The sequence below is a fragment of the Pseudomonas sp. 1L-B-1-E-C1 genome, from assembly GCF_057291835.1.
This window is the reverse complement of record NZ_JBXAWN010000017.1, coordinates 61006-83597: the sequence shown is the minus strand read 5'-3', so window position 1 is coordinate 83597 and position 22592 is coordinate 61006. Positions and strand designations below refer to the sequence as shown.

General features: G+C 60.6%; 19 protein-coding genes and 1 riboswitch. Of the genes, 8 read left to right on the top strand and 11 right to left on the bottom strand.

Features of this window, described 5'->3' with window-relative positions; genetic code table 11:
• Positions 1-1836: beta strand repeat-containing protein (locus tag AC0Z4S_RS25060; RefSeq protein ID WP_485624964.1), on the top strand; the 1836-nt coding region annotated here is incomplete at its 5' end.
• Between the two features lie 85 nt (positions 1837-1921).
• On the opposite strand, the gene AC0Z4S_RS25055 is transcribed toward AC0Z4S_RS25060, so the two are convergent.
• The 5 genes from AC0Z4S_RS25055 to AC0Z4S_RS25035 all read right to left on the bottom strand — a co-directional run bounded on the left by AC0Z4S_RS25055 (position 1922) and on the right by AC0Z4S_RS25035 (position 11468).
• Complete coding sequence (locus AC0Z4S_RS25055) at positions 1922-4657, bottom strand: winged helix-turn-helix domain-containing protein (RefSeq protein ID WP_485624963.1); 2736 nt, start codon at positions 4655-4657, stop codon at positions 1922-1924.
• Between the two features lie 628 nt (positions 4658-5285).
• The gene (locus AC0Z4S_RS25050; protein WP_024014265.1) at positions 5286-6650 is read right to left on the bottom strand and encodes a DUF1329 domain-containing protein; all 1365 of its coding nucleotides are present in this window, start codon (positions 6648-6650) and stop codon (positions 5286-5288) included.
• Positions 6651-6672: 22 nt separating this feature from the next.
• Positions 6673-8562, bottom strand: coding sequence for a DUF1302 domain-containing protein (locus AC0Z4S_RS25045; protein WP_485624962.1), 1890 nt, complete (start codon positions 8560-8562; stop codon positions 6673-6675).
• A 337-nt stretch (positions 8563-8899) separates the two neighbouring features.
• Positions 8900-10582 carry a fatty acid--CoA ligase gene (locus AC0Z4S_RS25040; RefSeq protein WP_485624961.1) on the bottom strand — a complete coding sequence of 561 codons (1683 nt, stop codon included), beginning with the start codon at positions 10580-10582 and terminating at the stop codon, positions 8900-8902.
• A gap of 256 nt (positions 10583-10838) precedes the next feature.
• Complete coding sequence (locus tag AC0Z4S_RS25035) at positions 10839-11468, bottom strand: LysE family translocator (protein ID WP_485624960.1); 630 nt, start codon at positions 11466-11468, stop codon at positions 10839-10841.
• A 240-nt stretch (positions 11469-11708) separates the two neighbouring features.
• Here AC0Z4S_RS25035 and AC0Z4S_RS25030 point away from each other — a divergent pair, with 240 nt between their 5' ends.
• The 3 genes from AC0Z4S_RS25030 (at position 11709) to AC0Z4S_RS25020 (ending at position 14542) form a co-directional block, all read left to right on the top strand.
• On the top strand, positions 11709-12674 hold the full coding sequence (locus AC0Z4S_RS25030; protein WP_485624959.1) for a 2-hydroxyacid dehydrogenase: 966 nt from the start codon (positions 11709-11711) through the stop codon (positions 12672-12674).
• Between the two features lie 32 nt (positions 12675-12706).
• Complete coding sequence (locus tag AC0Z4S_RS25025) at positions 12707-13705, top strand: methyltransferase (RefSeq protein WP_485624958.1); 999 nt, start codon at positions 12707-12709, stop codon at positions 13703-13705.
• A gap of 39 nt (positions 13706-13744) precedes the next feature.
• Positions 13745-13869, top strand: a riboswitch (yybP-ykoY riboswitch).
• Positions 13870-13957: 88 nt separating this feature from the next.
• Complete coding sequence (locus AC0Z4S_RS25020) at positions 13958-14542, top strand: TMEM165/GDT1 family protein (RefSeq protein ID WP_042609731.1); 585 nt, start codon at positions 13958-13960, stop codon at positions 14540-14542.
• A gap of 136 nt (positions 14543-14678) precedes the next feature.
• Here AC0Z4S_RS25020 and AC0Z4S_RS25015 read toward each other — a convergent pair whose 3' ends face one another.
• Positions 14679-15497: a M48 family metallopeptidase gene (locus tag AC0Z4S_RS25015; protein WP_253495818.1), complete on the bottom strand. Its 819-nt coding sequence runs from the start codon at positions 15495-15497 to the stop codon at positions 14679-14681.
• A 251-nt stretch (positions 15498-15748) separates the two neighbouring features.
• Here AC0Z4S_RS25015 and AC0Z4S_RS25010 point away from each other — a divergent pair, with 251 nt between their 5' ends.
• Entirely contained in the window at positions 15749-17890 is a 2142-nt protein-coding gene (locus AC0Z4S_RS25010; protein WP_485624957.1) for a methyl-accepting chemotaxis protein, read from the top strand.
• A 99-nt stretch (positions 17891-17989) separates the two neighbouring features.
• Here AC0Z4S_RS25010 and AC0Z4S_RS25005 read toward each other — a convergent pair whose 3' ends face one another.
• Genes AC0Z4S_RS25005 through AC0Z4S_RS24995 form a run of 3 tightly spaced genes read right to left on the bottom strand, consistent with a single transcriptional unit; the run spans position 17990 to position 19101 of the window.
• Complete coding sequence (locus AC0Z4S_RS25005; RefSeq protein WP_485624956.1) at positions 17990-18613, bottom strand: SOS response-associated peptidase; 624 nt, start codon at positions 18611-18613, stop codon at positions 17990-17992.
• A 35-nt stretch (positions 18614-18648) separates the two neighbouring features.
• Positions 18649-18909, bottom strand: coding sequence for a putative signal transducing protein (locus tag AC0Z4S_RS25000; RefSeq protein WP_253495824.1), 261 nt, complete (start codon positions 18907-18909; stop codon positions 18649-18651).
• Between the two features lie 9 nt (positions 18910-18918).
• Positions 18919-19101: a CPXCG motif-containing cysteine-rich protein gene (locus AC0Z4S_RS24995; RefSeq protein WP_042609727.1), complete on the bottom strand. Its 183-nt coding sequence runs from the start codon at positions 19099-19101 to the stop codon at positions 18919-18921.
• Between the two features lie 141 nt (positions 19102-19242).
• Here AC0Z4S_RS24995 and AC0Z4S_RS24990 point away from each other — a divergent pair, with 141 nt between their 5' ends.
• Positions 19243-20406: a 1-acyl-sn-glycerol-3-phosphate acyltransferase gene (locus tag AC0Z4S_RS24990; protein WP_485624955.1), complete on the top strand. Its 1164-nt coding sequence runs from the start codon at positions 19243-19245 to the stop codon at positions 20404-20406.
• A gap of 90 nt (positions 20407-20496) precedes the next feature.
• On the opposite strand, the gene AC0Z4S_RS24985 is transcribed toward AC0Z4S_RS24990, so the two are convergent.
• On the bottom strand, positions 20497-20775 hold the full coding sequence (locus AC0Z4S_RS24985) for a hypothetical protein (protein WP_064362140.1): 279 nt from the start codon (positions 20773-20775) through the stop codon (positions 20497-20499).
• Between the two features lie 193 nt (positions 20776-20968).
• On the opposite strand from AC0Z4S_RS24985, the gene AC0Z4S_RS24980 reads away from it, so the two are divergent.
• Complete coding sequence (locus tag AC0Z4S_RS24980) at positions 20969-21175, top strand: hypothetical protein (protein WP_016770662.1); 207 nt, start codon at positions 20969-20971, stop codon at positions 21173-21175.
• A gap of 242 nt (positions 21176-21417) precedes the next feature.
• Here the strand turns inward: AC0Z4S_RS24980 and AC0Z4S_RS24975 are convergent, their stop codons facing one another.
• Positions 21418-22002: a YajG family lipoprotein gene (locus AC0Z4S_RS24975; RefSeq protein ID WP_039761315.1), complete on the bottom strand. Its 585-nt coding sequence runs from the start codon at positions 22000-22002 to the stop codon at positions 21418-21420.
• 205 nt (positions 22003-22207) lie between these two features.
• On the opposite strand from AC0Z4S_RS24975, the gene AC0Z4S_RS24970 reads away from it, so the two are divergent.
• A complete protein-coding gene (locus tag AC0Z4S_RS24970) occupies positions 22208-22441 on the top strand; it encodes a hypothetical protein (RefSeq protein ID WP_471880288.1) in 234 nt (77 codons plus the stop codon).
• Positions 22442-22592: the final 151 nt, after the last annotated feature.

Here is a 22592-nt window from a genome sequence, read left to right as displayed (position 1 = left end):
ACTTACTATGTCGACAATGTCGGCGACCAGGTCATCGAAACCGACGCCTCGTTGACCGCGCTTGACCGGGTGTTCTCGTCCATCGACTACACCCTTGGCACCAACGTCGAGAACCTGATCCTGACTGGCAATGCCAACCTCAACGGCACCGGTAACGCCGTCAGCAACCGCATGACCGGCAATGACGGCGACAACGTCCTCGATGGCGGTCTGGGTGCCGATACTCTGATCGGCGGTCTGGGCAACGACACTTACATCGTCGACAACCTCGGCGACACCGTGACGGAAACCAGTACCCTGCTCAGCGAAATCGACACCGTGCGCTCTTCGGTGGACTGGACGCTCGGCGCCAACCTGGAAAACCTCGTGCTGACCGGCAACGCCGTCAACGGCACCGGCAACGCACTGAACAACACCTTGACCGGTAACGCGGCCGCCAACACCCTTGATGGCGGCGTCGGCGCTGACACCATGATCGGTGGCGACGGTGTCGATACCTACTACGTCGACAACGTCGGCGACGTGGTCATCGAAACCGACGCCTCGCTCACCGCGCTTGACCGTGTGTTCTCGTCCATCAACTACACCCTTGGTGCCAACGTCGAAAACCTGATTCTCATCGGCAATGCCAACCTCAACGGTACTGGCAACTCGGTCAGCAACCGAATCACCGGTAACGCGGGCAACAACACTCTCGACGGTGGCATGGGTGTTGACACGATGATCGGTGGTGCCGGCGATGACACCTATATCGTAGATAACATGAACGACGTGGTGACCGAACAGGTGGGTGAAGGCCATGACCTGGTTCGAACAAGTTTCAGCTATACCCTTGGCGCCAACATCGAAGACTTGACGATGACAGGCGATGACAATTCGACGCTCACCGGAAACGCCCTGGACAACGTGATAAGGGGCAATTCGGGCATCAACTATATCGACGGCGGACTCGGTGCCGACACGATGATCGGCGGCGATAGCTATGACATCTACTACGTCGACAACGTCAATGATGTGGTCATTGAACTCGCCAACGAAGGTGAGGACACCGTCTTTACCAGTATCGACTACACGCTGGCCGACAACGTCGAAAATGGCCAGATGATGGGTAACGGGAACTTGAGCCTGACCGGTAACGATCTGAATAACAACGTGCGTGGCAACGACGGCAACAACATCCTCTCGGGCGGGCTTGGCGCTGATCACATGATTGGCGAGGGTGGCGACGATATCTACATCGTGGATAACGTCAATGACAGCGTATTTGAATCCCCCTTCAATGGCGGTCATGATCTCGTCCGCAGCTTCGTCAATTACTCACTGGCTGAAAACGTCGAAGACGGCCAGTTGCTCGGCAGTGCCGACCTGAGCCTGACCGGCAACAACCTTGATAACGTTCTGACCGGAAACTCCGCAAACAACGTACTCATGGGCTTGGGCGGGAGCGACAAGCTGTTCGGCGCAGAGGGCAATGACACACTGTATGGTGGTTGGGGTAACTCCACGTTGAACGGCGGGGCAGGAGCCGACTCCTTCGCATTCACCAACATCATCAGCCTGGGCCTGGAGTTCGGCTCAGGCCCGTCGCACAACATCATTGCCGACTTCAACGCACTGGAAGGAGACAAGATCGACTTCTCCAACTTTGATAGTGACCCGATGACGCTCGGTTTGCAGAAGATGACGTTCATTGGCGCCGATGAATTCACCGGCTTCGGGCAATTGCGTTTCGTCGATAGCGTTTTGTCGGGGAACTTGAGTGCAGACAATGGAGGGTATTTCGAAGTACAACTGCTAGGTGTCAATTCGCTCAATGCGAACGACGTAATCGTCTGACACTTGGGGCTGTTCGGGACAATCCGTACCGATCAACAAAAACACCCTGCCAAGGCAGGGTGTTTTTGTTTGCATTCTGCGTTGCCTAAATCAGCAGCCCCAGCTCTTTCGCTCGCGCCACCGCCTGCGTGCGCCGCTCGACACCCAGCTTGCTGTTGATATGGCTGGCATGGGTTTTCACAGTGTGCAGCGAAATGAACAGTTGTTCGCTGATTTCCTGATTGGAGCAGCCCTGGGCGATGAGGCGCAGTACGGCCAGCTCACGGCTACTGAGCTGTTCCGCGGTCGAATTTTCAGGCCCGGGCCGCACAGCACCAACCGGCAGGTGGTCGAGCAAATGCTGAGCGACGGAGGGCGAAGCGGCCGTCATCAATTGACCGCGAACCCAGTCAGGATGATGCTCGATCAGCGCATCGAACGGTTGCAGCACGCCCCCACCCGCCGCTTCCAACGCTTGCCATAGCGCTTTGCGTGCTTCAGGCTCACGGCCCAACGCCAGGAGCAATGCCACCTTCTGCGTCAACGCCATTACACTGAGCAACTGCCGCCCGGTCCGCTGGCCATTCTCATGTAAAACATTCAACCGCCCTTCGGCAAGCATCGGCTGCCCCTGAATCACATCGAGCTGCGCCTGTTGCAACTCTACATGCAGTGGCAGCTGCGGATGGAATTCCGGCGGTGCCGCAGCGTTCTCGCCGGTGTAGGTCTGGCCCAATCGGGTGAGCCACGCTTCTGCCAGATCAGTACGACCCTGCGCCAGCCACAGCTCGCATTTGACCAAGGTGATCATCGCCAGATAGTAGATCGGCGGCACGTCCCAGATGTGCATCAGGCGTTCGGCTTCGGCGAGTTCAGCGAAGGCCTTGGCGAATTCGCCGTTGGCGCCGTCGAGGCGAGCGATCACGCAATGGCCGATCAGCACGCTAATGTCGCGACAGGCACGGGCTTCACCGATCCCGGCCAACAACTGCACGCGCGCCGCTTGCGGCTGCAAACGCATCGCCAGCAGGAAACCTTGATAAAGCGTCAGCCGCGCGCGCACGGCATACAGTCGTTGCGGCGACAAACCGCGCAAGCGTTCCAGGCCCTGATGCACTTCATCCAGCGCGCGCAGAATCTCACCGCGCGACTGCAGAACCCGCGCCCTGTCGTAATGCGCCAGTGCTTCGAATAATGGATTGCCGACCCGCTGTGCCAGCTCGAGGGATTCGCGGTTCAGGCCACGGGCGCGCCATAGATCACCGTCGGCGATCGCCAGATTGGACAAGGTCGACAGGCACATCAGGCGCTGGCCGTAACGCTTGGCCGGCAGGCTCTCCAGCGCTTCGCTGCAATAACGCAGGGTCAGTTCGCGGTGGCCGCGCCCGCGAGCGATGATCCCGCTCAGCGCCAGCCATTGCGCCAGCATCGACTTTTGCGCCGTGGCCGAAGGCGCCGGCAGGAAGCGGCTCAAATGGCTGGCCAACTCTTCGGCAGCATCGAGCTGGCAGGCCAGCCCCAGTGCCCAGCTGTAGAGAACGATCAGCCGTGGCGTGCTGATCAGCAGGCTGTCGGGCAAGTCCATTTTCCAGCGCAGCAGCATGCCGACGTTCTGCTCGGCGAGCAGCTGTTCTTCGGACAGGTTCTGTACCAGATTCGCCGCGACGTCGAGATGCCCGGCACGCAACGCCTGCTCCACCGCTTCGTCGAGCAAACCCTGCGCATTGAACCAGCGACAGGCACGCAGATGCAGGGTGGCGTTGGGCACCATCGCCTGGGCGATCGGCCGGCTGCGCAGCAAGTCAGAGAACAAATGGTGATAGCGATACCAGTGACCGTGCTCGTCCAGCGGCACCAGAAACACCTGGTGGGCGAGCAGAAAGCGCAGGATCTCGGCGCTGTCATGGGCTTCGCGGACGGCATCGCAGAGCTCGCTGCAAAAGCGTTCCTGAGGGGCAGTTTCGTAGAGAAAGGATTGCACTTCGGCTGGCAGGCAATCGATGACTTCTTCGAGCAGATAGTCGCGAATCAGCCCTTCCCCGCCGTTCAATGCTTGCGGCAGCGCTGAATCGTTGCCCGCCTCGGCCACCGCCAGCAGCCAGAAGCGCAGCCCTGCAACCCAGCCTTCGCTGCGCTGGATCAGGCTTTCCAGCGCCTCGCCGCGCAGTGAGCTGCTGTGGCGATCGAGCAAAGTCAGGGCTTCGTCGTGGGTGAGGCGCAAGTCCTGTTCGTGCAGCTCGAGCAACTGGCGGGACAGGCGCAAACGCGCCAGGTGCCAGTCCGGGCGCTGCCGACTGGTGACCATCACCAGCAAGCCTTCTGGCAGATGATTGAGGAAAAATTGCAGGCAACGATCCAGCACCGGCCCTTGGGCAAGGTGGTAATCGTCGAGTACCAGCAGCAACGGTGTAGCAGGATCCAGGTGCAGCGCCAGCTCATCGAGCAGACCGTCGAGCCACTCCTCAAATGCGAACGGCTGATGACGCTGACGCATTTTCAGCAGGCCAAGAGCACCGGCGCCCAAGGCCGGAAAATAGTCTTGCAGACCTTCGAGCAAGCGCTCGAGAAAACGCCCGGGATCACTATCACGCGGACTCAAGCCCAACCAGAGACTTTGCCAGTGCGCGGGCAGACTCTGACAGAACTCCACCGCCAGCGAACTCTTGCCGAACCCGGCGGGGGCGCTGACCAACAGCAACCGACCACCCAGCCCGGCCCGCAGACGCTGGCAAAGGCGCGGTCGCAGAACATAACCGTCAGGCAGCGGCGGGCGAAAAAAACGCCCGTCCAGTGCTGCGACGGTGATGCTTGCGGGACCCGGAAGTGGGGACAGATCAGTCATGGCCGGCTCTTGTTCGAAGGCGATTGGCGGCGTTGCAGATGTCCGCAGCCTAGCCTTAAACGAAGAGGTAATGAAGGTTGCTGCTACAAATGGCTACAAAAGTCTTTCCAGAATGCGCCATTCACCCCGCATTTCGGTCGCCGACGGGTTTGTGTAGGAGCTGCCGAAGGCTGCGATCTTTTGATTTTGTTGTGTGGGTTTTGGGGGCATATCCGTTGCTGCGGTTGGGGCTTCTGGCGGTTTCGCTCTTACAGCGACTCACTTTTCCAGACGCCGAAAAGTAAGCAAAAGGCTTTGCCCCCGGCGTACGGCACTTCGCTGAAGCTCAGTGTACCCTCGCTACAGTGTCCATCCGGGGGCATCGCCTACGGTTTGCTTCGCTGCACCTCCTCTCGATGTATGCGGCTGCGCCGCACGGCGCTGCGCGCCTGCCCCGGATGAACACCTTCGCTCGGCCTGCCGATGAGGGCGAAGATCAAAAGCCAAAGCAAGATCAAAAGATCGCAGCCTTCGGCAGCTCCTACAAAAGCGGTTCCAAGCGGTTCGAAGGCGCGTAGGCAATGCAAAAAAAAACGCCCCGAACAGGTCGGGGCGTTTTCACGAGGATGCGGCCTCGGTTTACGCAGGTTTAGCGAACACCGTCCTGACGCAGAGCGGCCGGGGTGAAGTCGCTGGTGGTGGCAGTGAAGCCGAAGTCATAGGCCTGCTTCTCTTCGTTCTTCATGCCCAGTGCCAGATAACGGCCGGACTGCAGGTCGTAGAGCGTTTCGAGGGCGTACCACGGCACTTGCTTGTCGTAGTAGTTCTCGGCATGCGCCTCGGCTACGCGCCACAGCTGACCACGACCGTCGTAGTGGTCGATCACCGCGGCTTGCCAGGTGTCCTCGTCGATGTAGAAGTCACGCTTGGCGTAGATGTGGCGCTGACCTTCTTTCAGGGTCGCCACTACGTGCCAGACGCGGCGCAGCTCGTAACGTGCCAGGTCCTGGTTGATGTGACCGGCCTTGATGATGTCCGAGTACTTCAGTTTCGGATCGTCGAGCTTGTAGCTGTCGGAGGCGATGTACATCTCTTTCTTGCCTTCGAGCTTCCAGTCGTAACGATCCGGCGCACCGTTGTACATGTCGAGGTTGTCCGAGGTACGCAGGCCGTCGGCGGCAGTACCCGGGCCGTCATACGACACTTGCGGTGCGCGACGCACGCGACGCTGACCGGCGTTGTAGACCCACGCCGAACGCGGCTCTTTGACCTGGTCCAGCGTTTCGTGCACCAGCAGTACGCCACCGGCCAGACGCGCCGGCGCGGTCACTTTCTGCTTGAAGTAGAACAGGATGTTGCCCGGGTTCGCCGGATCGTAGTCCTTCATCTTGTCGCGGAACACGAACTGATCCTGGAAGTACACCAGGCTGTACGAGCCGTTCGGTTGCGGCGTGGCCTGGGTCACCAGACGGGTCACGCTGCCACCGCGATAGCGGGTGATGTGGTTCCAGATCACTTCCACGCCGGTTTTCGGAATCGGGAACGGCACGGCGGTATCGAAGTTTTCCAGACCGTTGCCGCCGGACACCAGGTTGGTGCTGGTGGCGTTCTTCTTGATCGCGGCGAACACGTCATCCGGCACGGTGGCGCCGCGATGGGACGGATAGACCGGCATCTTGAAGGTTTCCGGATAGCGCTTGAACATCGCGTACTGGCCCGGGGCAAGCTTGTCCTTGTACTTGTCGACATCCTTGGCAGTTATGGTGAACAGCGGCTGCTCACTGGCGTAAGGGTTGGACAGGAAGCCCTTGCTGTCGACGCTGCCGGCATTTTTCGGCAACGGTTTCCAGGCCGGGATCGAACCGTCGGCATTACCGGCCATTTCCGCGCCCATCGGCGTCAGGCTCTTGCCCAGCTTATCCGCTTCGGCAGCAGGCACCGCCGCCATGACACTGGTCGCCAGCAGCGACAGGCCCAGAACACCGGCGTGGAACAGACTCTTTGTTATTTTCATAAATTCGTTCGTCCTGAAGTGCTTAGAAGTTCACGCCGAAGCTGAGCGCCACGAAGTCGCGGTCATCCACGGTGGTGTACTTGCCGTCGAAGAAATTGGTGTAGGCCAGGCTCGCGGTGTAGGTGTTCTGGTATTCGGCATCGACGCCCAGGCTGACCGCTTTGCGACCTTCCTCGAAGTTGCCGCCAGGGCCTGGCGAGTAACCGCTGACGTCGTGGGACCAGGCCACGTTCGGCTTGAGGTTCACGCCGGCAAACACGTCGTTGTATTCCCAGATCGCACGGCCACGGTAGCCCCAGGACATCGAGGTGGTGAAACCGTCGTTGTCGCAATTGCGGCTGCGGTTGTTCTGTGGCGAGCCTGGCCCGGCGCCATTGATGGTGCCGTTGTTGAGAATGTTGACGCAGGTATTGGTGGTACCGGTGGCCGGCAATTCACCCGGACCATAGACCGGGTCACGGCCATACCGTTTTTCGGATCGGCTTTCCAGCCCGCCCACGTAAGTCATGCCGACCTCGCCGACCAGGGTCATACGGCTGGCGCCCATGACCTGATCGAAAAAGTGCGTGAACGTGGTCTGCAGCTGGGTGATTTCCTTACGCTCGTAACCGTGCAGATCCTGGCCGGGCACGCCGTTGAGCAGCGAGGCATTGGCATACGGACCGCCCAAAGGGCGAACGCCGGCAAACAGGATATCGGTCGAATTCAGTTGCACCGGAGCGTTCGGACGGTAGCTGATCTCACCGCTCCACGCCGTACCGGTAGGCAGGGTGGTGGAGAAGCTCAGGCCGTAGAGGCGGATATCTTCCGGATACTCGACGAAGTAATTGGAGTTGCCCGCAACCAGCAGCGGGCCCAGCGCCTGGAACGGCCCTGGCAGTGCAGCGACAGTGTTGTAGACCGACTGCGGCGCACCGGTGGCGCTGAAGATCGGCGCACGGCTGTGGTAATTCATGAAGTACGCACCGAACTCGGTGTCCAACGGTTCGTACATGTACTTGAAGGACACACCGTACTGGCCGCTGTCGCGAGCATCGCGGTCCGGACCACGGCGCACCAGCACACCCTCCTCGTTGACGTTCACGCCGTTGGCCCCCAAAGGCCCCAGGGCAATCGCCGGAATCTGCGAACGCTTGTTCAGCACGCGCAGGTTGTTGTCGCAACCGTCAGCAATGATGTCGGGCTGAGAGAAGAACGTGCCGCAGTTGTCGACGACAGTCTGGTCCCACTCCAGTTGGTAGAACGCTTCGGCCGAGAGGTTATCGGTGAGGCTCTGGGACACGTAGAACATGTTGACCGGAATCAGGCCTTCCTTGATCTCGGCACCCGGACGACGGAACGCCGAGACGTCGATCGGGTTGATCGAGTTGATGCCGCCGCCGATGAAGGTACTTTCACCCCAGCTCACCACTTGCTTGCCCAGACGCACGGAACCCGGCTGATCGGCAATCGCGTAGTTGTGGTAGACGAAGGCGTCGAGGATCTGCCCGCCGGAGGACTTGGCGCCCTCTTTGCGGTTGCTGTCGCTGATGTCCTTGAACTCGCGGCTCTCGTCTTTGAGTTCAAAGTCGTACCAGTATTTGCCCCGGACAAATACGCCGGTGTCGCCGTATTTCAGTTCAAGGTCATGGATACCCTTGAAGATCTTCGAAAAGGTTTCGCCGCTTTTGAAGTTGGCGTGACCGTCATCGGAGGTCTGTGACAGGCCATGGCCGCCATTGTTGACGCCGATGAGGTTCTTGTTCGGGCTCTGCGTGGACCAACTGGCACCAATCGACAGGGACGAGTCGAACTGGCCTTCGATTTCACCGACGTTGAAACTGACGCCGAATGCAGGCCCGGCGAGCGTGGAGGCAAGACTGACCGCCAGAGGCAGTTTCGCCCGGCGCCAGAACTGGTTTGCTGAGGTCATCGACGCTACTCCATGTGCATTATTGTTATGGCAGTGAGTACTTTCAAAAACGCTGTGGAGGACCGGGCGCCAGGGCTGCCCGAAATCGTTCCAGAGTTGCTCGCCCCGATCAGTGCGTGTGCTCCGTTTTCAAAAAGTCCTTGAGCGGACTATAGCCAGCGGGTGGTAGTGCTTGATCCCTCTAAAGTGTGATTTGCAGCCGCCAACCACTCTGGAACAGTCCTTTCGCCAGTCCGACACAAGTCGGCACGGCAAGGATGGCTGATTTTTTCGATTTCACAAGCCAAGCGCTTGCTTGGGGGGTCTGGCGCGCCGGTTTCGGCGCGCCAGCAGGCACTCAAAGTGTCGAAAGGAAGGTGCTGTTATTGGCCTGCCACTCGGTGATGTCGAGGCGGATGCGCTTCTTGTCGAGCTTGCCGACGCTGGTCTTGGGAATTTCGGTAACAAGGGCGATCTGACTGGGGATCGCCCACTTGCTCAAGTGTCCCAGCTCGACGAACGGCTTGAGGTGTTCCTTCAGTTCCCGTGCACCGATCACCTGCCCTTCGCGCACCACCAGCAAGGCAAACGGGCGCTCGCCCCACTGCGGATCGGCGATGCCCACCACTGCTACTTCGCGTACCGCCGCATGCCGGCTGATGAGGTCTTCGAGGTCAAGGGAGGAGATCCACTCGCCGCCGGTCTTGATCACGTCCTTGATGCGGTCGCGAATATCGATCACGCCCATGCTGTCGAGCGTGGCGACGTCACCGGTGTGCAACCAGCCACCGGCCCAGAGTTCGGCGCCCTTCTTCGGCTCATTGAAGTAGCCTTCGGTCAGCCATGGCGCGCGCAGTACCAGTTCGCCCTGGGTTTCGCCGTCGGCCGGGAGGAAGTTGCCCTCGCCGTCGACAATCGCCGCTTCGACGAGAGGCCCCGGAACGCCGGCCTTGATCCGATACGTGGTGCGCTCGTCTTCAGTCCCGGCCATCAATTCATCGTTGAGGTGCGCGCAGGACACCAGCGGCCCGGTTTCCGACATGCCGTACGCGGCCGTCAGCTGAATGCCGCGCGCCTTAGCGTTTTCATACAGGCTGCGATTCAGCGCGCTGCCGCCGATGACGATCTTCCAGCCGCCGAAGTCGGCATCCTGCGCGGCTTTGGCGTTGAGCAGCATTTGCAGAATGGTCGGCACGCAGTGGGAAAAGGTGACCTTCTCCTTGCGCCACAACTCGACCAGATATTCCGGATCGTAGCGCCCCGGATAGACCTGCTTGAGCCCGAGCATGGTCGCCACGTACGGCAATCCCCAGGCGTGGACGTGGAACATCGGCGTGATCGGCATGTACACATCGTTGGTGCCGAGCAGGCGCACGCTGTCGATCGAACCCATGATCGTCGCCACGCCGATGGTGTGCAGCACCAGTTGTCGATGGGTGAAGTACACGCCTTTCGGGTTGCCGGTAGTACCGGTGGTGTAGAACGTGGTGGCGACCGAGTTTTCGTCGAAGTCCTGGAAATCGTATTGCGCGCTGGCGGCGGCCAGCAGTTGCTCGTATTCGCCGACGAGGTTGGGCAGCTCCGCGGTTTTCTCCGGGAGATCGGTCAGCAGCAGGGTTTTCTCCACCGTGGTCAGTTGCGGCGCGATGGCCTGATACAGCCCGACGAACTCGCTGTTGACCAGCACGAAGCGGTCCTCGGCGTGATTCATCGTGTAGAGGATCTGCTCCGGTGACAGACGCACGTTGATGGTGTGAATCACCGCGCCGATCATCGGAATGGCGAACATGCATTCCAGGTAACGATGGCTGTCCCAGTCCATCACCGCCACGGTGTCACCGGCCTTCACGCCAGCAGCCGTGAGCACGTTGGCCAGCCGCGCAACGCGCTCGATCAGGGTCGGATAGCTGTAGCGCAACTGGTCGCGGTAGATGATTTCGCGGGTTTTCTCGTAACGGGCGCCGGACATCAGCAGCCGTTTGATCAGCAATGGATACTGGTAGGCCCCATCGGCCGGCGGAATGACCCGAGTCTGCAACATAAGAATCCCTTTTCTGACTGCACGGTGTTGGCGGAGAGATTGGTACTCTAGTGCGCCTGCATGACAGTCAAATCAGCCAAAGGAATGATTTGCAGAACCGTACAAATGCTAGCTTTGCGCCAGCATCCGAGGCTCCCGTAGGAGCTGACGAGTGCAACGAGGCTGCGATCTTTTGATTTTGCTTGAGAAAGACAAGATCAAAAGATCGCAGCCTCGTTGCACTCGTCAGCTCCTACACGAGAACAATGCGGCCCGGTCAGTGCATCTCGGTGAACGCGATTTTCACGCCGAGCGCGATCAGCACGGCGCCCATGGTGCGGTCGAACCAGTGGCCCATGCGGGCGAAGCCGGCGCGCACGCGCTGCTGGCTGAACAACATCGCCACCAGGCAGAACCAGATCGCCGTCGCCACCGACAGGTACACCCCGTAACCGGCCTGCACGGCCAGCGGCGTGTGCGGGTTGATCACCACGGTGAACAGCGAGAGAAAAAACAGCGTGGCTTTCGGGTTAAGGCCGTTAGTGACGAACCCCGAGGTGAACGCACCACGCGCGGTGCGCACCCCGGCTTCCTTGTGCAGGTCATCGGTGATGGTTTTCGCCGGTTGCGCGCGCAAGGCCTTGAAGCCGATGTACAGCAAGTAAGCCGCCGCCGCCCACTTCAGCGCGTTGAACAGCACGATCGATTGCGACACGATCAGACCGATGCCGAGCAACGAATAGCCGACATGCAGGAATATCGCCGAGCCCACGCCCAGCGCGGTCCAGGTGCCGGCGCGGCGGCCGTGGGTCACGCTCTCGCGCACGACCACGGCAAAGTCCGGGCCGGGGCTGGCGACGGCGAGCAGATGGATCAGCGCAACGGTCAAGAACTCGGTCCAGTACATGGGGGCTCCTCAGAATTCGATTGTTCAAACTGGGCTCATTGCCGAATGCTTTCCCTGTGGGAGCGAGCTTGCTCGCGAATGCGGTGGGTCAGTCAACAAAGCTGTTGAATGTGACAAGGCTTTCGCGAGCAGGCTCGCTCCCACAAGTGTCCGAGGCAATTCGGCGTCAAGTAACCAATTGTTTCATCTGGTAGGCTCGGCAGAGTACGCCCTCCGCTCACAGCACAAAAGGTACAGTTGATGACGAACACGCACCGCGCGGTATTCCTTGATCACCCTTCGCTGGATCTTGGCGATCTGGACCTCGGTCCGTTGCGTGAATGCTTCAGTGATCTACAGCTGTTCGCCCAGACGTTGCCGGAGCAGGTCAGCGAACGCCTGCACGGTGCCAGCGTGGCGATCACCAACAAAGTCGTGATCGATGCGGCGGCGATGGCTGCCAATCCGCAACTGAAGCTGATCCTGATCAGCGCCACCGGCACCAACAACGTCGACCTCACCGCCGCTCGCGCTCACGGCATCACTGTGTGCAATTGCCAGGCTTATGGCACGCCGTCGGTGGCACAACACACGATCATGCTGTTGCTCAACCTTGCCACGCGCCTGGCCGACTATCAGAAAGCTGTGGGCGCAGGCCGCTGGCAGCAGGCGAAACAGTTCTGCCTGCTCGACTACCCGATCGTCGAACTGCAAGGCAAAACCCTCGGCCTGCTCGGGCATGGCGAACTCGGTGGTGCCGTTGCGCGACTCGCCGAAGCATTCGGCATGCGCGTGTTGCTCGGGCAAATTCCCGGGCGCCCGGCGCGGCCGGATCGTTTGCCGCTGAATGAACTGCTACCGCAGATCGACGCCCTGACCCTGCACTGCCCGCTCAACGAGCACACCCGGCATTTCATCGGCGCCCGCGAGCTGGCCTCGATGAAGCCCGGCGCATTTGTGGTCAATACCGCCCGGGGCGGCCTGATCGATGAGCAGGCGCTGGCCGACGCTTTGCGCAGCGGTCACCTCGGCGGCGCGGCGACCGATGTGTTGAGTGTCGAACCCCCGACCCAAGGCAATCCGCTGCTTGCCGGCGATATTCCGCGCCTGATCGTCACCCCGCACAACGCCTGGGGCAGTCGCGAGGCACGCCAGCGTATCGTCGGCCAGCTGAGCGAAAACGCCGAAGCGTTCTTCAGCGGTGAGGCGCTGCGGGTCGTCAGTTGATAAACTGCGGCACTTTTTTTCAAGGAGCAGTTATGGATCCGCGCAGTGAAGTACTGCTTCGTCAGGCCGAGTTATTCCAGGGTTCGCTGCTGTTGGCGGGCCTGCCTGCCGACGATTTGTTCGGGCGTCTGCCCAACGCATTCGGCTGGTGCTGGCATGCCGGCGATCAAGCTGCGCTGGACGCCCGCTTTGAAGGCCGCAGCCATTTTGGCGTGAACGCTCCGGAGCGCGAATTCGACAGTGCCGTGGTGTTTCTGCCCAAGTCCAAGGACCTGACCGATTACATCCTCAACGCCGTGGCGTCGCGTCTGGCCGGGCGCGAGGTGTTTCTGGTCGGGGAAAAACGCAGCGGCATCGAAGGCGCCTCCAAACAGCTCAACCCGTTCGGCAAGCCGCGCAAACTCGACAGCGCCCGCCACTGCCAGCTCTGGCAAGTCACCGTGGCCAATGCGCCAGAGGCGAAAACGCTGGAAAGCCTCGCGCAGACGTACGAACTGCCTCTGACCGAGGGCCCGCTGAAAGTCATCAGCCTGCCGGGGGTGTTCAGCCACGGTCGACTCGATCGCGGCAGCGCCCTGCTCCTGGAGCATCTGGACAAACTGCCGAGCGGCCATCTGCTCGACTTCGGTTGCGGCGCGGGTGTGCTGGGGGCTGCGGTGAAACGTCGCTATCCGCACAATCAGGTGACCTTGCTCGATGTCGACGCGTTCGCCGCCGCCAGCAGCCGTCTGACCCTGGCCGCCAATGGCCTGGAAGGCGAAGTGCTGACCGGCGATGGCATCGACGCCGCACCGATGGGTTTGAGCGCAATTCTGAGCAATCCGCCGTTCCATGTCGGCGTGCACACCGATTATTTCGCCACCGAGAATCTGCTGCGAAAAGCGGCCAAACATCTGAAAAACGGTGGCGAACTTCGCCTCGTGGCCAACAGTTTCCTCAAGTATCAACCGCTGATCGAGGAGCACTTGGGCATTTGCGCGATCAAGGCTGAAGGCAATGGTTTCCGGATTTACCGGGCCAAGCGCGGTTGAAAATTTGTTCTTGCCCAATCGGATTTGCCTAGGCAGAATCCGCTCCGTCCTAGGGGAGTAGTCTCCCACGAGCGCCTAGCTCGTCCGGCATACGTCAACATACTTGATCCTCAGATCATGGCGTATGCGACCCAAGCGTCCGCAGCAGACGGATCGCAGGGTTTGACAAGACCTATGACACGCACACCTTACCCGGGGCGGGAAGGCTGTACGTGTCATAGCCGTGTCGACCCGCCCCTTAGGAAATCCCTGATGCTGGACTCGTTACTCGTTCCCACCGCAATCGTTGCCTTGGCCGAAATCGGCGACAAGACGCAACTGCTCGCGCTGATTCTCGCCGCTCGCTTTCGCAAACCCTGGCCGATTATTGCCGGGATTGTCGCCGCGACGCTGGCCAACCACGCAGCAGCCGGTGCGGTAGGTGCCTGGTTCGGCAGTTTCTTCTCCGACGCCGTGCTGCACTGGATCCTCGCCGCCAGCTTCGCCGCCACAGCGCTGTGGACTCTGGTCCCGGACAAGATGGATGACGATGAAGCCAGCACCGCGCGCAAGTTCGGGCCATTCCTGACCACGCTGATTGCGTTCTTCCTCGCCGAAATCGGCGACAAGACCCAGATCGCTACGGTGATGCTCGCCGCGCAATATCCGGAACTGTGGCTGGTGATTATCGGCACCACCGTGGGCATGTTGATTGCCAACGTGCCGGTGGTACTGGCGGGTAATTTCGCCGCGGACAAACTGCCCTTGACCCTCATTCGCCGCCTCGCGGCTTCGGCGTTCATGATTCTGGCGATTGTTGCGGTTTATAAAGCGATGCAGAGCAGTGGTTGGGTTTAACCGGAGCGCCCGCTAAACCGCGTCATCGTTCTTCGCGAGCAGGCTCGCTCCCACATTGGATTGCATTTCAATTGTGGGAGCGAGCCTGCTCCGGGCGGCGTTCCGACGAAGGGGCCTCAGTCGCGCTGACGGATCATCAGGATTTCGGGGCTTTTTCGTACAGTGGCATCACCTTCGGAATCGCAGCCTGCAACGCGGCAATCCGGCTGGTCGAGGCCGGGTGAGTGCTCATGAACTCTGGAGGCGAGCCTTCCGAGGCCTTGCTCATCTTGTCCCACAGGGTGATCGCCGCGTTCGGGTTGTAACCGGCGCGGGCGGCCAGTTCCAGGCCGATCAGGTCGGCTTCGTTTTCGTTGGCGCGGCTGTTGGGCAGGGTCATGCCGTAGTTGGCCACGGTGTCGGCCAGCGCCAGGCTGTCCTGACCCAGACCGAACAAAGCTCCGGCGCCCTGCTTGGCCATTTCCATGCCATAAGCCTTGGACATCGCCTCACGACCGTGCTCGCGCAGGGCGTGGGCGATTTCATGGCCCATGACTGCAGCAATTTCGTCGTCGGTGAGTTTCAGGCTGTCGATCAGCCCGGTGTAGAAAATGATCTTGCCGCCAGGACCGCAGTTGGCGTTGAGCTCATCGCTCTTGATCAGATTGACTTCCCATTGCCACTGCGCCGCGTCCGGGCGGAAGGTCGGCGCCTGGGCGATCAAGCGATTGGCGATGGTCTGCACGCGCTTGGCTTCCGGGCTGGTCTTGTCCAGCACACCTTTGCTCGACGCCTCGCCGACGGTCTTCTGATACGACTGCGCGTACATCTGGTCGACCTCTTGCGAGGACAGCATGCTGAACATGTACTGCTTGCGCTCCACGCCCACGGCACCGCCGCTGGTGGTGTTGACCGACTGACAACCGGCCAGCAACAGCGCTGCGCTCAGTGCACTTGTAACCAATGTCTTGTTCATTCAAAAGCTCCCTGAAAACCTGAGGCGTATCCTAGGCGGCTAATCGTATTGGCGCCAGATACAACGGACGCATTGCGCGGCCATTCACCTATGGCCGCAAGACTGGCTGGAAATTCCTCAACGCGCATTGAATCCGCCGCGCACCGATCCATCAGCGACATCGCGCGGCGATTCCGACCAACGTCTCTCATGGCCCCGCGCGTGCCGCCGATAAATCCCTCGCAGACAGTCCTCTTGCGTGCGGAGCTCCCATGAAGTTCAAGTCGATCCAGTTTTCCGTCGCCGCCCTGGCCGGCGCCATCGTCCTCAGCGTGGTCGCGGCGCTGGTGCTGTACGCGCTGTTCTCCGGCGCCCGCACTCAAGAAATGGTGCAACAGCGCACCCAGGCGCAGTTCGAACAAGTGATCGAACAGCGCCTGAGCTCGCTGGCGCAGACTCAGGTCAGCCAGATCCAGCGTGAACTCGAAGCGCCGCTGCTGATCGCCGGCGGCCTGGTACGGGTCAACGCTCTGCTCGGCACAACCGGTGCCGATGGCCAGCCGCGCCTGAGCGTCAGCCGCGAGCAGTTGATCAGCCTGATCAAGGAAAACGTCGAAAAGAATCCGAAGATTCTCGGCACCTACATCGGCTGGGAGAAAAACGCACTGGACCACAATGACGCGGCCTACGTCGGCAGCGCCGTGGTCGGCATCGATCCGGCCAACGGGCGCTTCCTGCCGTGGTGGTTCCGCAATACCGACGGCAGCCTGGGCGTGGACAAACTGGCCGATGTCGACGATCAGAAAACCCTGTCCACCGGCGTGCGCGCCAGCGAGTACTACCTCTGCTCGAAAGAGACGAAGAAACCCTGCGTGATCGACCCGGCACCGTACAAGGTCGGCGACAAGATCGTCATGCTCGCCTCGTTCATTGAGCCGATCATGGTCAACGGTGCTTTCCAGGGCATCGTCGGCGCCGACCTCTCGGTGAATTTCATTCAGGACATGCTCCTCGCAGCCAACCAGAAGCTTTACAGCGGTGCAGGGGAAATGGCGTTGGTCGGCGGGAATGGCCGGATCGTTGCCTACACCAAGGATTCGAGCAAATTCGGCGAAAAAGTCAGCGACATTCTCGACGCCGAACAAACCAGCAACCTCGCCAATCTGAAGCGCGACGAGGTGACCTACTCGGTCAATCAGGCCAAGGGCCGCATCGAGCTGTACCTGCCGTTCGGCATCGGCCAGACCGACGCGCGCTGGACGCTGATGCTGCAATTGCCGCTGAATGCGGTGATGGCCGACCTGCAAACCCTGCAGGCCGACCTCGATGCCCAGCGCAAATCCGACACATTCGGCATGGCCATGGTCGGCCTGATCATTGCTGGCATCGGCCTGCTGGTGATCTGGCTGGTGGGGCACGGCATTGCGCGGCCACTCAAGCAAATGGTCGCCATGCTCGATGACATCGCCCAGGGCGAAGGTGACCTGACCCGGCGTTTGAGCAGTGACCGCAGCGACGAACTGGGCTCGATTGCCAAGGGCTTCAACACCTTCCTCGCCAAGTTGCAGGCGATGATTACGCAAGTGGTGACCTCGGTGCAGAGCGTCAGCGATTCCTCGGAACACACCGCCGACATTGCCATCCGCACCAACATCGGCGTGCAGAAGCAAATGGCCGAAATCGATCAGGTGGCGACCGCCGTGCAGGAAATGACCGCCACCGCCCAGGACGTCGCGCGCAACGCCACCCAGGCGGCACAAGCGGCAAGCCACGCCGATCAAGCCGCCAGCCAGGGCATGCAGATCGTCCGCGACACCTCGAATTCGATCGGCGTACTGGCGGTGGAAATCGGCAAGGCTGTCGACGTGGTGCAGACGCTGGCCAAGGACAGCGAAAACATCAACGCCATCCTCACCGCCATTCGCGGGATCGCCGAGCAGACCAATCTGCTGGCTTTGAACGCGGCGATCGAGGCCGCGCGGGCCGGCGAGCAGGGCCGCGGTTTTGCGGTGGTCGCCGACGAAGTGCGCAATCTGGCGCAGAAAACCCAGAAAGCCACTGAAGAAATTCAGACGATGATCCAGCAACTGCAACAAGGCACCCGCGATGTGGTGCGGGTTATGGAAGACAGTCAGAACCGCACCGACGAAAGCGTTCAGCACGCGGCAAAAGCCGCCGAGGCCTTGGAGACGATCACTCAGGCGGTGTCGGTGATCAACGACATGAACACGCAGATCGCCAGCGCCGCTGAGGAGCAGAGCGCGGTTGCCGATGACATCAACCGCAACGTGATCAATATCGGTCAGGTGGCGAATGAAGTGGCCGGCGGTGCGGATGAGTCGAGCTCGGCGAGCGCCGGGTTGACCAAACTGGCGGAACAGCAGCGGCGATTGATCAATCAGTTCAAGGTTTGATCTTTAGATCCTCTTCGCGAGCAGGCTCGCTCCCACAGTTGGATTGCATTCCCTTGTGGGAGCGAGCCTGCTCGCGAATACGTCGGCACAGACAACTCATCAAGCCGGGGTCAAACACTCCGGCCCGTTGAGCTTCGGATCATTCACCAGATTCGCCAACACCCGCTCACGCAGCGCCGTCGGTTCACTGGCGAGCAACCCCTGCAACACATGCAGCGGCGTTTCAGGATCCAGCCAGGCAGCTTGCCCGGTTTCATCAAGAATCAACGGCCGCCGCTGACTCGCCGCCGACTGAGTGATCAGCGCCGTGCTCAGCCAGACCTGCTCCTGCACCGGATACGCTTCCCAGATCGCGGCGAAAAACAACGACGAGCCCTCCCCCGGCGTCAGCCAATACGGGCGCTTGCGCTGGGTGCCGCGCCATTCGTAAAAGCCGTTGGCGGGCAGCAGGCAGCGGCGCAGACGCAGCGCCTCGCGAAACATCGGCTGCTCTGCGACGGTTTCGGCGCGGGCATGGGCCGGGGTCTTCGAGAGATCGGTCAGCCACGGCGGCGTCAGGCCCCAGCGCGCACGGGCCAAGGTGCGCTGGCCGTCTTCGTCGGCACGCAGCATCAACACCGAATCATTGGGGGAAATGTTCCACTGCGCCTGCTGATCGGCGGGAAAACCTGGCAGGGCCGCGAAGTCGCGGTTCCAGCGAAACAGGGCATAACGTCCACACATGGGGCAACACGACTCTTGATCAAACGAACGTCAGCCTAACAGACCAGCGTCCCGGGGAAGCTCTCCGGTTCGTCGCCGGGCAGCGGCAGCGCGGCATTGTACGCATTGATCAGCTCGCGGGCGTATTCGGCCTGATCGTTGTCCACCGACAACCCGAGCAGGCCGAAGATTGGTAGCTCGCCGGTGCCGCCCACCAGGTCGCGGCCGATCAGGTGCGCCTCGATTCCTTCATTGGCGAGCATGCCCTTGAGCATCTCGCCTTCCATCAGGTTCGCCGGTTCGTAGATGCGCTGCATACGCGGGCCTCACTCGTTTTCGCTGAAGACTTCGAGAAACCAGTCCTCACCGTGCACCTGCAGAACAAAGGTGATCGGCCGGCAGCACACCTGACAGTCCTCAATGTAAGTCTGATCGCCACCGGACAGGTCCACGGATGTTTCAACCACTTCCCCACAATACGGACATTCATACTCAGCGGCTTCCAGCATCGCGGTCTCCCAAGTGACTTGTGCGTATAATCGCCGGTCTATTTGCAGGGCTATTTTTGTCTGACTACTTTTCAGACCGTGCCCCGCGGGTTTTCGATCAAACCCTTTACTTACCCTAGCCGTTTCCAACAAGAGAGCATGATGGGCGAATTCGATGCCATCCGACCTTACGACGACAGCGAAGTACCTGCGGTACTGGCAAGGCTGCTCGGCGACAAGGCGTTTCTAGATATCCTCACCCACTTCCGCTTCCCGCGTTTTGCCGGTGCCTTCGGCTGGATGCTCAAACCTCTTATAGCCCATCGGCTGCGTCGTGAGTTTGCCGACGTGAATTCCGTGGCTACCTTACAGGACAAAGTCGAGTTCTACGTCGACCACACCATCGAGCGCGCCACCGATGGCGTGACGTATACCGGTGTCGAGCAGTTCAAGTCCGGCAGCGCCTACCTGTTCATCGCCAACCACCGGGATATCGTCATGGACCCGGCATTCGTCAACTACGCGGTGTACCACGCCGGCCTGCCGACGCCGCGCATCGCGATTGGCGACAACCTGCTGCAGAAGCCGTTTGTCAGCGACCTGATGCGTTTGAACAAGAGCTTCATCGTCCACCGTTCGATCACCGGCCGTCGCGAGAAAATGGCTGCGTATCAACTCCTGTCGGCGTACATCAACCACTCGATCCGCAACGATTGCGCGTCGATCTGGATTGCGCAGGCTGAAGGTCGGGCGAAGGACGGCGACGACCGCACCGAGTCGGCGATCCTCAAGATGTTCCACATGAGCCGCAAGGACGAGCCGTTCGGCGAAGTGATCCGTTCGTTGAACCTCACCCCGGTGTCGATCAGCTATGAGTACGATCCGTGCGACCAAGCCAAGGCCCGCGAACTGTACATCCGCGCCACCACCGGCACCTACGCGAAGGCGCCGGGCGAGGATGACGTGAGCATTGCCAAAGGCATCACTGGCTACAAGGGCCGGGTGCATGTGAACTTTGCCGCGCCGATCACCGAGGTCTTCGAAGACACCAAGCAATTGGCGATCGAGATGGACAAGCAGATTCTCGGCGGTTACCGGTTGTTCCCGGTGCATTACCTGGCGTACGCGCAGTGGGCGGATGCCGATCCGCAACTGAACGTGCCGAAGGCAGCCGAGGTGTTCCCGGCTGACGAATTGGCCAAGGCGCAGGATGAATGGCAGAGCCGACTGGACGCCTGCCCCGCTGAGCATCGCCCGTATCTGGTGCTGCAATACGCGACGCCGGTGCGCAATCAGTATCGGGTCAAGGCTGGGTTGCCGCTGTAGTTTTTCAGAGCAAGATCAAAAGATCGCAGCCTTTGGCAGCTCCTACATCGGATTCGTGTAGGAGCCGCCGAAGGCTGCGATCTTTTGCTTTCAGAAGCGCGTGCTGATCCAGGACACCAGCAACGCAAGCCCCAGGCAGGCAAAACCAAAACGATAGAAGAACCGGTTCATACGCAACGTTGCCCAATCGAGCATCGGCTCGGCATTCGGCTGCGCCTGGCGCTGGGCGGCGAGACTCGCCTGGGCGCGTTGCTCACGGCGGCGGGTCGCGTGCAGCAGCCAACTGCCCGGAAAGGCCAGCAGCAAGGCCAGTAGATTGATCAACTTGGCGGGATGGGCGGTAAACAGCGTCATCAAGTGCAGCGACATCACAGACCTCGAACTTAACCGGTGTGGCAGACGCCAGACCGACGACCGCGGCGCGGATTCTACCCAAACCCCAAGGCTCTGCCCCAGCCTTTGCGACAAATAACCTGACAATCGACCGATGGCTGTCCTGTGTCATGGCATCGTCACGTGGATGCTTCACCCTGCGCGCCTCGAAACCCGAATGGAATGCGACATGCTGCACGCGGAAAACCAGGATCGCCTGTACCTCATCACCCCATACGACGACCAGCAAAGTCTGGTGGGCAGCCTCGCCTTCAATGTTCAGGACCGGCACTGGCTGGTGTATTGCGCGCTGGGCGGGCATCAGCATGCGGATTTGCCTGAGACTGACTTGCTGACGGGTGTCAGCGTTCTCGACTTTTATTCCCAGGCTGCCTAAAAGCAAAAGCACCCTCACCCTAACCCTCTCCCGGAGGGAGAGGGGACTGACCGTGGTGTTTGGTCGAGGTTCATCGACCTGAAAGCCCGAGATGAATGTAGATCTCAAGAACAACGCAAATCGGCTCCCTTTCCCCCTCGCCCCCTTGGGGGAGAGGGCTGGGGTGAGGGGGTAAGATTTCAGATCCCACAAAAAAGCCCGGGCTCATCGCTGATCCCGGGCTTTTTCGCATCCGCCGAAAATTACTCAGCGAGCACCTGACCCACCGTCGGATCCTTGAACAGACGGGTCAACGCATCGCTCAATACATCGCTGACCAGTTTGGTATTGGTTTCCTGATTCGGCGCCATGCCGAAGCGCTGGTCCAGCGACGCACCGTAGCGGCCGCTGTAGCGGCGGTTGGCGTTCTGCACGTCGGAGCGGAAGGTCGCGCCGATGGTGGCTTCGGTCACGTACATGCCTTCTTTCGGCGACTGGTATTTCAGCTCGGCCAGGGTCACGGTCAGCTGCGGCGCGTTGGGGGCGCTGGTAGTCGGGGTGAAGCCAAGCAGACGTACCGCCGCTTCGGCCTGGGCCTGCAGTTTCGGCAGGATCTGCTCGCGCTGTACGGTGATGGCGCTGGTTTCCGGGTACAGACCGCCACGGGTGCCGAGGGTTGGCGACGGACGACCATCGACCACACGCACGATGACAGGCTGGCCGCGACCGACCGCTGGCAGTTGCGTGGTCAGCTTCGGCTCCGGATTCAGTTGTTGCGGGCTGTGGGCGCAGCCGGCCAGGGTCAAACCGGCGACAGTGATCAAACCGAACAACAGGCGTTGCAACATGCTCTTCTCTCCAGAATCAGGCACAAACAGGCCGGCAGTATAGCGGTGGGCCACTGCGCGTAACCAGCGTCGCACAGTGAATACTGAAATGTCTGACAAACCGCGCCGAAAGCGGTTCCTGTCACACATTCTTCACTGTCCATACACCGCGACGTCACGGCCCACCGGCAAGCTTCACAGCAGTCCTCCTTCAAGGAACTCTGCCATGCGTTATCTGATCTCGCTGTTCGCCCCGCGCCCGCTGCATCGCAGCTTTGCCCTGCTCGACCGCAACGGTCACTGCCAGGCCTTCAAGCAGTGCAGCCTGCAGCCGATGGGTGACGGTTGGGTGGAAATCGACGAAATCCGCCTGACCTGGTTGAACCAGCCGCTGCCTGCCAGCGCTCGGGTCGTACCGCGACAAATGCGCGCACGGGGTCAGGTGCAGTTGAGCATCTGACCGGATGCCTAATAAAAGTCATTAAACACGAGCAACTGCGCGCATTTCTTCGCTACAATCTCCCCCCGATTATAAGGACGTCTCCTGATCGGGCCCCGCAACAGCGTCAATGCGCATGCATCGACATCAAAATCGCCCACAGAGAGCCGCC